Source organism: Microseira wollei NIES-4236, from assembly GCF_020521235.1.
Classification (GTDB): domain Bacteria; phylum Cyanobacteriota; class Cyanobacteriia; order Cyanobacteriales; family Aerosakkonemataceae; genus Microseira; species Microseira wollei.
Window position 1 is genome coordinate 21,415 of record NZ_BLAY01000113.1, and the last position, 12,305, is coordinate 33,719.

13 protein-coding genes are annotated in these 12,305 nt (G+C 44.0%); 8 read left to right on the plus strand and 5 right to left on the minus strand.

The genetic code is table 11. The features are described 5' to 3' along the window. The first annotated feature begins 58 nt into the window (after positions 1 to 58). From MiSe_RS30825 to MiSe_RS30840, 4 genes are all read left to right on the plus strand, one after another. Positions 59 to 1,252 (plus strand): iron-containing alcohol dehydrogenase family protein, encoded by a 1,194-nt coding sequence (locus tag MiSe_RS30825; RefSeq protein WP_226587421.1) that lies wholly within the window; start codon positions 59 to 61, stop codon positions 1,250 to 1,252. Between the two features lie 232 nt (positions 1,253 to 1,484). Continuing rightward, complete coding sequence (locus MiSe_RS30830) at positions 1,485 to 2,684, plus strand: aspartate aminotransferase (RefSeq protein WP_226587422.1); 1,200 nt, start codon at positions 1,485 to 1,487, stop codon at positions 2,682 to 2,684. Between the two features lie 38 nt (positions 2,685 to 2,722). Beyond that, positions 2,723 to 3,049, plus strand: coding sequence for a (2Fe-2S) ferredoxin domain-containing protein (locus MiSe_RS30835; protein WP_226587423.1), 327 nt, complete (start codon positions 2,723 to 2,725; stop codon positions 3,047 to 3,049). A gap of 108 nt (positions 3,050 to 3,157) precedes the next feature. Next, the gene (locus MiSe_RS30840) at positions 3,158 to 4,096 is read left to right on the plus strand and encodes a DMT family transporter (RefSeq protein WP_226587424.1); all 939 of its coding nucleotides are present in this window, start codon (positions 3,158 to 3,160) and stop codon (positions 4,094 to 4,096) included. Between the two features lie 289 nt (positions 4,097 to 4,385). Here the strand turns inward: MiSe_RS30840 and MiSe_RS30845 are convergent, their stop codons facing one another. Continuing rightward, complete coding sequence (locus MiSe_RS30845; protein ID WP_226587425.1) at positions 4,386 to 5,723, minus strand: chorismate-binding protein; 1,338 nt, start codon at positions 5,721 to 5,723, stop codon at positions 4,386 to 4,388. A 435-nt stretch (positions 5,724 to 6,158) separates the two neighbouring features. Here MiSe_RS30845 and MiSe_RS30850 point away from each other — a divergent pair, with 435 nt between their 5' ends. The 3 genes from MiSe_RS30850 (at position 6,159) to MiSe_RS30860 (ending at position 9,263) form a co-directional block, all read left to right on the plus strand. Then, positions 6,159 to 7,130, plus strand: coding sequence for a 1-acyl-sn-glycerol-3-phosphate acyltransferase (locus MiSe_RS30850; protein ID WP_226587426.1), 972 nt, complete (start codon positions 6,159 to 6,161; stop codon positions 7,128 to 7,130). 126 nt (positions 7,131 to 7,256) lie between these two features. Then, complete coding sequence (locus MiSe_RS30855; protein ID WP_226587427.1) at positions 7,257 to 8,453, plus strand: WD40 repeat domain-containing protein; 1,197 nt, start codon at positions 7,257 to 7,259, stop codon at positions 8,451 to 8,453. Between the two features lie 48 nt (positions 8,454 to 8,501). Next, positions 8,502 to 9,263 carry a GUN4 domain-containing protein gene (locus MiSe_RS30860; RefSeq protein ID WP_226587428.1) on the plus strand — a complete coding sequence of 254 codons (762 nt, stop codon included), beginning with the start codon at positions 8,502 to 8,504 and terminating at the stop codon, positions 9,261 to 9,263. A gap of 111 nt (positions 9,264 to 9,374) precedes the next feature. Here MiSe_RS30860 and rppA read toward each other — a convergent pair whose 3' ends face one another. Further along, on the minus strand, positions 9,375 to 10,061 hold the full coding sequence (gene rppA / locus MiSe_RS30865; RefSeq protein WP_226587429.1) for a two-component system response regulator RppA: 687 nt from the start codon (positions 10,059 to 10,061) through the stop codon (positions 9,375 to 9,377). Between the two features lie 73 nt (positions 10,062 to 10,134). Here rppA and hisG point away from each other — a divergent pair, with 73 nt between their 5' ends. Then, a complete protein-coding gene (hisG, locus tag MiSe_RS30870; protein ID WP_226587430.1) occupies positions 10,135 to 10,779 on the plus strand; it encodes an ATP phosphoribosyltransferase in 645 nt (214 codons plus the stop codon). A 57-nt stretch (positions 10,780 to 10,836) separates the two neighbouring features. Here hisG and MiSe_RS30875 read toward each other — a convergent pair whose 3' ends face one another. The 3 genes from MiSe_RS30875 to MiSe_RS30885 form a co-directional block, all read right to left on the minus strand. Beyond that, on the minus strand, positions 10,837 to 11,628 hold the full coding sequence (locus MiSe_RS30875; RefSeq protein WP_226587431.1) for a DUF4058 family protein: 792 nt from the start codon (positions 11,626 to 11,628) through the stop codon (positions 10,837 to 10,839). A 184-nt stretch (positions 11,629 to 11,812) separates the two neighbouring features. Continuing rightward, on the minus strand, positions 11,813 to 11,995 hold the full coding sequence (locus tag MiSe_RS30880) for a hypothetical protein (RefSeq protein ID WP_226587432.1): 183 nt from the start codon (positions 11,993 to 11,995) through the stop codon (positions 11,813 to 11,815). Positions 11,996 to 12,056: 61 nt separating this feature from the next. Then, the gene (locus MiSe_RS30885; protein ID WP_226587433.1) at positions 12,057 to 12,242 is read right to left on the minus strand and encodes a hypothetical protein; all 186 of its coding nucleotides are present in this window, start codon (positions 12,240 to 12,242) and stop codon (positions 12,057 to 12,059) included. Positions 12,243 to 12,305: the final 63 nt, after the last annotated feature.

Below are 12,305 nucleotides of genomic sequence, written 5' to 3' on the forward strand. Positions count from 1 at the left end.
GGCCTACAGTCGCAATGTTGTGCAGATAACATGGTATTGTTGTAATCCCAGTTAAACTTTGTCTGACGTGTCAACTTTAACTGCTACTGGTTCGCTGACTTTGACCGTTGCCCCCGCGCAAGTTGTACGGGGGAACTTGGCATTGGAGAATGTCGATCTTGCCCGCATCGGAAACCGTCCGTTGGTAGTCGGAGGCTCAAGCACGCTAGCTGTCGTTCATCCCAGATTACAGCCAGCGATCGCCTCCCAGCAACTGTCTGCGGCTTGGGCATCCTACAGTCCAGATTGTAGCGAGGATAGTTTGGTGATGTTGCGAAGTCAAATCGAACAGCACCAAACCGACTTTATTATCGGCGTTGGCGGCGGCAAAGCCCTCGATACCGCTAAATTACTCGCCCATCAGTGCCACCTACCCATCGTCACCATCCCTACTTCTGGCGCTACCTGTGCTGCGTGGACGGCGCTTTCTAACGTTTATTCCCCACAGGGCGCATTCCTGTACGATGTACCCTTAGATCGCTGTCCCGACTTGCTGGTACTCGATTACAGTTTGATTCAAACTGCCCCCCAACGTACCTTAGTCGCTGGAATTGGCGATGCTTTGGCGAAGTGGTACGAAGCATCGGTAAGCAGCGGCACTTCAGAGCAAACTTTGATTATTGCCGCGGTACAACAAGCCAGAATTTTACGAGATATCCTGTTCCAAAAATCCGCAGAGGCGCTGAAAGAACCAGGGGGCGAAGTTTGGCGGGAAGTTGTGGATGCAACGGTATTGCTCGCCGGGGTGATTGGAGGACTGGGGGGCGCTCAGTGTCGCACCGTCGCCGCCCATGCAGTTCATAATGGATTAACTCATATCCCCGCCGCCCACGATGCCTTACACGGGGAAAAAGTCGCCTATGGTATCCTCGTGCAACTGCGGTTAGAAGAAATGGTGCAGGGAAACCAACTCGCAGCAAGCGCAAGACAGCAGTTGTTGAAATTTTACGGCGAAATCGGCTTACCTCAAACCTTAGACGATTTGGCACTGGGGAATATTACCCTAAAAGAATTGCGACAAGCAGCTGAAATTGCCTGCAATCCCAATTCCGACATCCACCGCCTACCGTTTAAAGTCGTACCCGAACAGCTAATGGCAGCAATGGTTTCTACCACAACGCCGATTGAGTCGGGGGTGGGGAGACGGGGAGACGCGGAGACGGGGAGACGCGGGGAAGGGAGCAGAGGAGCAGAGGAGCGGGTGAGCGGGTGAGAGATGTAGGGGCGGGTTTTACCAATAACGTTTGGGAAAAACAGACAATTTGACTAAACTCGCCCCGGTTAGCGATTTTGAGCGACAATCGTTCAACTAGAACAGAAATACTGAACTAAACCTGCCCGCAATAGCTTTCCCGTGAAAATTAGCAATTAGCAATTAGCAATTAGCAATTCCCAATTCCCCATCTTTCCATCTAAAATCAAAAATCTGAAATCTGAAATATAAAATGGATTGGATTAGTCCCGCTGAGCGACTGCAAGCACTACCGCCTTACGTATTTGCCCGTTTGGACGAATTGAAAGCTCGCGCCCGCGAGCAAGGACTTGATTTAATAGATTTGGGGATGGGAAACCCGGATGGGTCGGCGCCGGAACCAGTCATCGAGGCAGCGATCGCCGCCTTAAAAAACCCCGCCAATCACGGTTATCCGCCGTTTGAAGGCACTGCTAGTTTCCGCCGCACGATCGCTGCTTGGTACAAGCGCCGCTACGACGTTGACCTCGATCCGGATAGCGAGGCGTTGCCTTTATTGGGTTCTAAAGAAGGTTTAACCCACCTGGCACTCGCTTACATCAACCCAGGGGATGTAATTTTAGTCCCCAGTCCTGCCTATCCTCCCCATTTTCGCGGTCCGGCGATCGCTGGTGGCAAGGTTCACAGTTTAATTTTAAAACCGGAAAACGACTGGGTAATCGATTTAGCGGCAATTCCCGACCAAGTTGCCCAACAAGCGAAGATTCTTTATTTCAACTATCCCAGCAATCCTACCGCCGCCACCGCCCCGCGCGAATTTTTCGAGGAAATTGTCGCGTTTGCCCGCAAGTATGAAATATTACTCGTTCACGACTTGTGTTACGCGGAATTGGCGTTTGATGGTTATCAACCTACCAGCTTGCTAGAAATTCCAGGAGCAAAAGAAATTGGCGTGGAATTTCATACGATGTCCAAAACTTACAATATGGCAGGGTGGCGCGTGGGTTTTGTTGTCGGTAACCGCCGCATTGTGCAAGGGTTGCGGACGTTAAAAACTAATTTAGATTACGGTTTATTTACCGCGTTGCAATTTGCGGCAGAAACCGCACTTCAGTTACCCGATAGTTATTTACAGAAAGTGCAACAACGCTATCGCACGAGACGGGATTTTTTAATTGATGGATTGGCAGAACTCGGTTGGAGTATTCCCAAACCCAAGGCTACGATGTATGTATGGGTACCAACGCCCCCCGGTGTCGGCTCGACGGATTTTGCCCTATCAGTTTTGCAACAGACGGGTGTAGTGGTGACGCCTGGGAATGCCTTTGGCGCTGGCGGTGAGGGGTACGTGCGGGTAAGCTTGATTGCAGAATGCGATCGCTTAGGCGAAGCTCTCCGACGCTTAAAACAAGCTAATATCCGCTATCAGGCAGAGGCAGGAGTTTTGGGTTAACAATAGAAGCGGCGTTGCTCGTTAACAGTTCTTAACAAATGGCAAACAACAACCCCTGCGAGGAACCCAATCAACGTTGCGTGTTGGTTTGTCAGCACCAAACTTGCTTAAAAAACGGCTCAGCCAAGGTGCTGGAAGCGTTTGGTGCCGTTACAATACCGGGAGTGCAAGTAGAAAGCAGCGGTTGTCAGGGTCAGTGCAGTTCTGGCCCTACCGTGCGAATTCTGCCAGACGAAACTTGGTATTGGCAAGTAAAACCGAATGACGTACCCGTTATCATCGAACAGCATTTGCGCTCTGGAAAACCTGTAGAAGCCAAACTCAACCGGAGAGTTCATCTATCCTGGGAGATGTTTTCTTCTTGAATATCCATACCTCAGTGGATACCCCTGTATGGGTGGTTGCTTGGGGCACACCGTGTGCCCCAAGGTTAATATAAGATAGTCAAGCCAATCATCTTGAAACTTTGAGCAATGCAGATTTATTTCTTAAGAATTGCTAAGTCATTATTACCCTTCCCATATCTAACTGCATTACTAACAGCGGTGTTTATTTTGTCGTTCGCGGCGATTCTAACACGGCTGAGTGAATGTGATATTGGTCCAAGTGCAACAATCTTCAATAGATACTGGATTGCCACCGTCAGTCTTGCTTTCTGGCAGGGAGTAAAAGCTTTTACTAGGGATAGTTCTGAACAGATATCCTCCAAGGTCAATTACACTCTCTATGATATTTTACTACTGTTTCTAGAAGCTCTTTTGAGCATGGGATGTATTTTACTTTGGGCAATATCGTTAAAACAAACAAGCGTGGCTAATTCAAACCTGCTACACAATCTGACACCGATTTTTTCAGCATCTTTCAGTTTCTTGATCTTTGGGCAAAGGTATGATTCACGTTTTCTCATGGGGATTATCATTGCCGTCTGTGCATCTATCGGTATCGAACTTGAAGACTGGTCTGAGAGCTATAATAGTTTCCTCGGTGACACTCTGGCGTTGCTCTCTGCTGTGCTTTATAGTATCTCTCTCTTAGTACGAGAAAAGCTACGAACTAAGTTTTCCCCAGACATAATTTTGTTATGGAGTTGTACCTGCAGAAGTATCTTAATTTTTCCGATTGTTTTGATATTTGAAGATAAAATTTTTCCCATATCTCAGTCAGGTTGGCTTGCAGTTATATTATTGGGTATATGTGTTCAGGTATTCGGGCATGGACTACTAATTTATAGCCTTAAAACCTTCTCTTCTAGCTTTTCTGCTCTATGCCTCCTACTAGAACCTCTGATTACGGCTTTCGCTGCTTGGGCTATTTTGGCTGAGCGACTGAGTCTGATAAACTGGATCGCATTTATGGGGGTATTAATCGGTGTTTATTTATCTAGCACCAGTAAAAGTATAGAAAAATCGTAACCGTTCAGGGGGGTAACGAGAGAATCAGGGTTATGCCTGACGGCACGCTGCGCGCTCCAGGCGATTTAATCGGATGATTTAGCCTTGGGACCTCAAATTTATGCCCTTGATGATGCCTCAAACCCTATTAAGTTCCCTACTCCCCCTGAAGGTTACGAAAAATCTTAGTCAAACGAGTAATATCGTTGACCGTTGCATCGGAATTATTGCGCCCAGGAGCAATTAGCAATTAGCAATTAGCAAGAAAGCTAATCATTCCGATGTAACCGGATTTGATATAACTTCTGCTTCAAGTGTTTTTTTCCCAGAGTGTTAATGCTTCTAGCAAACAGCGAAGCTTATTACAAACTTCTAGCAACTCTGATTCGGGAAGTGAGTGTTTAATCACGCCTACACCACCTCGGATATGCATTGTGTTTTTCTTCATCAGACCTGAACGGAGATTGTTAAAGCAATGCACTTGCCTTGTGGGAGCGGACGAAACCCGCCCAACCATACCACCGTAGAACCGATTCGCCTCCTCATCGTCTAATAGACCAACTAGAGATGGAGGATAAGAGGTGAGGGGGGGGAAATATTCTCTTAGCAAATCTAAGTAATCCAGCGAGTTTCGCAAAGTCCCTGAATACGCAGAAAACAAATGAACTACATGACGCAGTTGCCTTATGTTTTTATCCTGAACCTGTTTGATACTGTTAGGGACGCACAGTTTTTCCAACTGTCTGAGACTGCGATCTCGCGCCATATTATGTTCTTTATTTTCCTTAAAGTCATTCACGAAGATTTGATTTAATCTTGTATCTTCATCAACAGCGGTAGAACGTTTTCTCGTTGATGCAATCACATCTATAAAGATTTCCTGGTTGATTAATTCAAAAATATTCTCAGGACTACACCCGAATGATGTCACTTGGCTTGGCATTTGAAAATAGTGACTAGCCGCACAATTTCTTTCCATCAAGGTATATTTTTCATACAAATCCACTAGGGAAATCTGAGCTGAAAAAACTTTATTATAACCACGCCACATCACCATCTTACTTTGATCTTGTGGTTGGTTTTTCAGTATGTGAACCGCTTCAGTAATACGAGACAAAAAACTTTCATCTGACTCGCCTTGCCACTCGTTCATACTAAACGTATTACTATCTGAATATGGTATATTTTGAGAGCCAGATAAGTCCTTATTTGCTAGGAGATTATGCACCTCTATCCGAGTTTTCTCTCCTATTGATGGATATTTAGCAGAAATCTGAATATGGGGAAGTTGTCCTCCGTCCAAACAAATTTCTAGATCGGGTTTTACAAAGACAATACTCGGTAGATCAACATCTTGTTTACTTCGCTGCAAGTCCAGACTAACCATAAAAAAGTAAGTCCCCTCAGGTTCGAGCAAGTCCCGTAGGTGCTTCCACACATCATTAGGTGAAGATTGGATTTTTTTTTCCCCATTTCTATCAGAGACAACAAATTCACCCAATGAATAGGTTACAATTTGAGAACACTGAAGACCAATCCAGCTTTTATCCAAAGCAGGGATATGTAAGGCATAAAAATAATTTCCTACCTGCTCTACACATTGGTTAAGATTCTTCAGAATCAAGTGAGTTGCTATTAAGCTCTTCATAATAATCTTGATGTTGTATCGAACTCAATCATATCCCGATCGGGTGACACGCCAACTCAAAACCATTGGACAAGATATACTTTTGAAGGCGATAAGCTTTAAAAAGATGGAAGAATTTGAACGGCAAAGTTTAACCAAAAATGAAGTTTCTATCTTTTGCTAGAAGTAAATAACTGCCAAATTCCCCTTGGATCTTTTATGTCATGGCTCGCTCTATTCCTTACCTAGTAATGGTTTGAGATGGCTTGTCACCCCCCAGAATCATAGCCGCGGATACATTATACTCATATGCCATTAATTTTGACAATACCCAAGCTAGCGGAATTGGTATAATCGGTAATAGGTAATTAGATCAATTGCCAATTTTGGATTCTAGATGCCAGATTGTATTCAATCCCAAATCCAAAATCTGAAATCTGAAATCTGAAATTCCCTATGTCCTATCGGTTTAGCTGGTTTGATTGGTTTTGCCTCTGGTATCCACCAGGGTGGTTGATTTTATTTAACCGCCACTGGCAACATTATCATAGCGACCCCGATGGTTGGACATGGCTGGAATATCCGCTGTTTCTGATTCCCGGTGGTTTTTATTTGGCATTGTTAATCCGTTGGTTGCGCCTTGGTTGTCGTTTACCGCGCCAAGAAACGGCTAAATTCGAGCCAAATTATCAGCAAGCTTTCCGGGAAGAAGTTTTAGCACCGATTGCCCAAAATTATTATCGCGCCGAACTGCACCAAATTGAAAATTTACCCCAAAACGCGCCGTTAATTGTGGCGATGAACCATGCCGGGATGTGTTTTCCCTGGGATTTTATGACATTGGCTTATTTGTTAGGAAAGGCGCGGGGATGGGATGTGCAAGCACTTGCCGGAGTATCATTATTTGACCATCCTTGGGTGACTTGGTGGTTACCACCTGGATGGTCGCAGGTTTTGGGTGCAGTCAGGGCAGAAAGAGAGGAATTTGCAGCAGCATTAGCGCAAAAAACCATTCTACTCTACGCCCCAGAAGGTTTGCGCGGCCCCGGTAAAGCTTGGCAAAACCGCTATCAACTCGAAACCTTTCATCCGAGTTTTATTCGCTTGAGCAATACCTATGAAATTCCTATTTTACCAATTGTTTGCATCGGCAATGAATACTTACATCCTTTCACCGTGCATTTGAGGAAATTGGCTAAACGATTAAGCCTGCCTTTCTTGCCAATTTCCCCTTTGATGATTTTCTTTATTTTATTTCCATCAATGGGAGTTTGGGCGATGAAAACTCGTTTGCGTTACTTTATCCAACCTGCCTTAGAAAAAGCAGTAGATTCAGATAGCAATCGTTCAACTGATTACGTTCAAGCACAAAGATTGCGCGACAAGATGCAAAATACAATTAACAGCTTGCTAATTGCTAATTGCTAATTGCTAATTGGTAATGGGATTGATTGGCAGTCTACTCTTGACAATTACCCATTACCAATTACCTATTACCATCGCTAACCGATGATTTATAATAATAGGTAGATTTAAAATCCAGTAGTTCAGGAAATGACACAGAATACCCAGGAACCAAGAGAGTACGATGTTGTACTTGGCGGACAAAATATAATCCCCGCGACGGGGGCTGTTTTGGGAGGAGTTGCTGGAGTTAAGAGACGGTTTGCTAGTGCGATCGCAGAACACAGAATTGCGGCAGTTAAAGAAGCAAAAAAATATGGAAAAGCTGGATTGGAAATAGGGATTAAAGCTTTAGAAGATGAATCCGAACAGGTACAAAAAACGGCTTATTTACAATTGCGAGGAAGGAAAGAGGAAGAAGTAAGGCAGGCGTTGAGGCAGTTCAATTGTTATCGTTTTTTTGAATGCCTTCGCACAGTTAAAGCAGGGGAACAAATTACGCTTAATTCAAACGGGGAGAAAGCGGCATTTTTAGCGAGTAATAGAACGATAAAAGTTGTAGATTTGAACGCGATGGAATTGCTGTACGCGATTCCTAAATATCCGAGGAATCAGCAATTTTTTATCATCAGTGACGATGGGAAAATATTGGCGAGAAGTATCAAAGCTGCAAAGAGTTTTGTGGAAATTTGGGTGGAGGGAGAATTAGAGCATACCTTCTACGGACATCAAGGAGAAATTCGAGCGATCGCACTGGGTCCCGATGGTAAAACCCTCGCTACCGCTGGCGACGACAGATGTATCAAAATTTGGGATGTTAGCAGCGGCAAGTTAATTTTGAATATCAGTCCGTTACTGATGTGGGGAACCCATAAAGAAAGCATTATTCGCCTCGCATTTAGTCCAGATGGAAAAATACTTCTCAGTAGCGATGTAAGTCGAGCGATTAAATTATGGAAATGGCAAAATAGAAGCGAACCCCACACGTTAAATATGGTTGGTTATTCGCTTGCTATTAGTCCAGATGGACAAATGCTTGCGGCTGGTTGTTACAAAGGCACAATTACAATTTTAACACTTGATGGAGAAATCATTCAAACTTTAGAGCCAGATTCACACGTGTTTCATTACCTGGTTCGTTGTATTGCTTTCAGTCCTGATGGAAAAACTCTTGTTATTGGCGATAGTTATCAAAAATCAATAAATTTTTGGAATGTAAGAACGGGTAAATTAATGCATAGTTTAACCGGAGACGATATTTCTCCAAATTGCCTTGCTTTTAGTTGGGATGGTCAAAGTTTGATTGCTGGAAATCAAGATAAAACCATAAAAATTTGGGGAATTTAAAGCATTGGCCTTGTAGTCAATACTAAATTCAAATGAGGTCAAATAGCGGTGACAGATACACCTAACCAACCAAGAGAATACGATGCCGTTTTGGGGGGAGGTCAAGTTTTAGCTTTACCGCCGGTAGATGGCGCAGTTTTAGGCGGAATTGCTGGACTGAAACATCGGTTTTCCCGTTGTACAGCAGAACAGAAGATAGAAACTCTGTCAAAAGCTATAACCTATGGAGAAGCAGGGTTAGATTTAGTTATTCAAGCTTTAGGAGACTATTCAGAACAAGTTCGTTGGCAAGCTTATGCAATTTTGCGAGAACAAGCAGAACCCAGAATTCAGCAGGTTTTAACAGAATATTTACCAGCAATTTCTCCAGGAGAAATCGACTGTAGTCGGTTGGGGGGTTTATTGGCGGTGGGAAATTGGCAAGAAGCAGATAAAGAAACAGCGGCGATCGTGCTAAAAGCAGGTGGAAGGGAAAATGGAACTTGCCTCAAACTGCAAGATATTGAAAGATTGTCTGGTAAGTTAATCCAGAAAATCGATCGGTTATGGGATGGATGCAGTAACGGCAAGTTTGGTTTACAGGTTCAAGCATCGATTTGGAAAAGCGTTGGAGGTAATGGTAAAGCAGATTATAGTACTTGGTATCGGTTTTGCGAGCGCGTCGAATGGCGCGTCAAGAATTGCTGGATTGAATACGACCGTCTCAAGTTCAATTTGAATGCGCCTACAGGACACTTGCCATTTTTAGCTGTAGGTGGGTTTGGCGTGGTTGTTTGTGTAGAAAGTCTGTTCCAGAAATTGAAAAATTAACGCTAATGGCTAAGGGCTAATTGCTAATTGCTAATACAGGATTTTTCCTAACAATAGCCATTAGCCATTAGCCATTAGCTTTAGGTTTGAGATAAGTAGCAACTTGAGTTATTAACTATTTTCGCCAAAGCGATAACCTTTACCATAAACTGTATGAATTAACTGACTTTCACCTTTCCCCTCGATTTTCCGGCGCAGCAGGCGAATTAATGCTGCTAAAACGTTGCTGCTGGGTTGTTCGCCTTCGCCCCACAAATGTTGGTGAATTTGGGCGTGGGTTAATAATTGACCGGGGTGGCGCATAAAATATTCCAGTAGTTGGCTTTCTTTTTCAGATAACTCGATGGTGCGTAATCGACGATAGGCAAGCTGGTTGTCGCAATCTAATTCTAAATCGCCAACGCGCAGCCGTTTTTGCCATTTTTCCGATTCTAAGGCGGGTTTTCGCCGCAATAGCGCCCTGACTCGCGCTAGTAATTCTCGCAGTTCAAAGGGTTTGATCAGATAATCGTCTGCACCGGCGTCTAAACCTTGCACGCGATCGTCTAAAGTATCTTTAGCGGTGAGAAACAGGACGGGTGTGGATAGTCCTTGCGATCGCACTCTCTGACAAATCTCCAACCCCGACATCTGCGGTAGCATCCAATCTAAAATCAGCAAGTCGTAATCGCCTTGCAACGCCATTTGAGTACCAGATGTGCCATCATAAGCGACATCAACGCGATAACCCTCGCGAGTCAACACGCGACTCAGCGGATCGGTTAATTCAACTTCATCGTCAACCAGAAGAATCTGCATCTTGATTATTTTAGATTTTGGATTCAAATTTAATCTAAAATCTAAAGTCTAAAATCTCAAATCTAAAATCCTGATGCTGACTGTTGCATTACCAAAAGGTGCCCTGCTTAAAGATAGTATTCGCCTGCTTTCTGCCGTAGGACTAGACTTTAGCGCCTTTCTCGACTCCTCCAATCGCCAACTCCAAATTACCGACCCCACCAATACCGCCAAAGCTTTGCTAGTCCGGGCGCAAGATGTCCCGGTTTATGTAGAATACGGACAAGCGCAACTGGGTATTGTGGGTTACGACGTGTTGCGGGAAAAACAACCCAAAGTTGCTCACTTAGCTGACTTGGGGTTTGGTAGCTGTCGCCTGTCGGTGGCGGTGAAGCAATCAAGTCCTTATCGTTCGGCGTTGGAATTGCCACCCCACGGTAGAGTTGCGTCTAAGTTTGTTAACTGCGCCCGCGAATACTTTCACAATTTGGATCTGCCTGTAGAGATTGTACCTTTATATGGGTCGGTGGAATTAGGGCCAATTACGGGAATGTCGGAAGCGATTGTAGACTTAGTTTCCACGGGTAAAACTTTGCGAGAAAACGGTTTGATTGAAATCGAGGTTTTGTATGAAAGTACGGCGCGATTAATTGCCCATCCTTTAAGTTATCGCCTCGATACTTATAATCTGCACTCATTGGTTGAACAATTGAGAGAACAATCTCTATCTGCTGTTTAAGAGAATAGGACTTACCCAGGGATTCCTTATATGGTGGTGGCGGTGCGTTACACTTCGTTAACGCACCCTACATTTAGAATCTTTTAACAGCGCATCTGCCCAAGTCGCGTCCGCTTCGGTCAGGGCGGGTACAGGTTCGTTATTATAGTTGATTTGCAAGCGATAAACGGCGCGGTCGTAAATTAAATCTAATAATGCCTTCAAATCTATCACAGGTTCGGCATCACCCGCTAATAAAGGTACGGGAAATGTGGGAATTGAATGTTGTAAATTAAACGCATATAAATCTGCCAGTGGTCGCCGTTGTCTGCGACTGACTAAAATGCGATAATGGCTTTGAATATTGGTTTCCAAAATTGGCATTGCTTCCCATTGACGCAGTAAATCTATTTCTACTAAATGGGTTAAGCTAGTCAAAACATTTTGCCGTTTTGCTTCGTAAGTTTCCCGCCCTTTCCCCGGTCGCTTGTTCACAGGCGATAGAATTTCTATAGCGGTGATGACTTGATTGGTTCCAACTTGGCGGATTTCTAAATAACCTTGTCGAACAGTTTCGGGTATGGGAACTGTTACCGTAATTGGTTGAGCAGGGGGTGATAAAGTAGCGACATTAGTATTTGCTTGCTCTGGAGTAGTTGCAGAACGCTGCACCATCACATCGGGAAGTCCTACTAATAGAGGAGTTTCGTCTACAACTTCATAAATTCGCCGTTCAAGTGCAACGATATATTTAGGTTCTAATTGGGGCGCTAACAAGTCAGCAATGCCTACAATGAGTCGTTGATGTAAATCAGGCCATAATTGAGGAGCTTCTAAATAGGGGTTCATGCCGGGAAATGGGGATGGCATACTAGACCTCGCTGTTGATTATCTACTTGTTATATTATATCCATTAATTCCAGATTGTTGCTGGGAGAAAACGTCAACAATATAATGCAATTGATGTCAGCGTAAATCATATGAAATACATAAATCTGACGCCATACTTTATAGAAATTACAAAAGTGTCACAAATTTTAGTTCGTAGTAGGCACTAAAGTGCCGAGATCAGCACCCAATCCCTGACTACAAACAAATTAATTTCATCAGTCAAATCAATGACATGTAGGGACAAGGCATCAGTAATTTTTGTCGTCAGTGCCAAATTTTTCGGCTGCCGTGTCCCGGCAACAATCTTGTATTGCACCCCATTGAAAACCACTGCAAAAAAGGTCAAAGATTTAGAGAAAAACAAGAAACAAGATAACTCAGGAAAATCTGCTCAACTGCTACAAGTTCTAGGCAAGTGCCGAGATCAGCACCCAATCCCTGACTACAAACAAATTAATTTCATCATTCAAATCAATGACATGTAGGGACAGGGCATGAGTAATTTTTGTCATCAGCGCCAAATTTTTCCGCTGCCGTGTCCCGGCAACAATCTTGTATTGCACCCCATTGAAAACCACTGCAAAAAAGGTCAAAGATTTAGAGAAAAACAAGAAACAAGATAACTCAGGAAAATCTGCTCAACTGCTACAAGTTCT

Coding starts and splice junctions, on each gene's coding strand:
- MiSe_RS30840 (WP_226587424.1), top strand. CDS start 3,158: ATGCAGATTTATTTCTTAAGAATTGCTAAGTCATTATTACCCTTCCCA.
- MiSe_RS30830 (WP_226587422.1), top strand. CDS start 1,485: ATGGATTGGATTAGTCCCGCTGAGCGACTGCAAGCACTACCGCCTTAC.
- MiSe_RS30835 (WP_226587423.1), top strand. CDS start 2,723: ATGGCAAACAACAACCCCTGCGAGGAACCCAATCAACGTTGCGTGTTG.
- MiSe_RS30845 (WP_226587425.1), bottom strand. CDS start 5,723: ATGAAGAGCTTAATAGCAACTCACTTGATTCTGAAGAATCTTAACCAA.
- MiSe_RS30850 (WP_226587426.1), top strand. CDS start 6,159: ATGTCCTATCGGTTTAGCTGGTTTGATTGGTTTTGCCTCTGGTATCCA.
- rppA (WP_226587429.1), bottom strand. CDS start 10,061: ATGCAGATTCTTCTGGTTGACGATGAAGTTGAATTAACCGATCCGCTG.
- MiSe_RS30855 (WP_226587427.1), top strand. CDS start 7,257: ATGACACAGAATACCCAGGAACCAAGAGAGTACGATGTTGTACTTGGC.
- hisG (WP_226587430.1), top strand. CDS start 10,135: ATGCTGACTGTTGCATTACCAAAAGGTGCCCTGCTTAAAGATAGTATT.
- MiSe_RS30875 (WP_226587431.1), bottom strand. CDS start 11,628: ATGCCATCCCCATTTCCCGGCATGAACCCCTATTTAGAAGCTCCTCAA.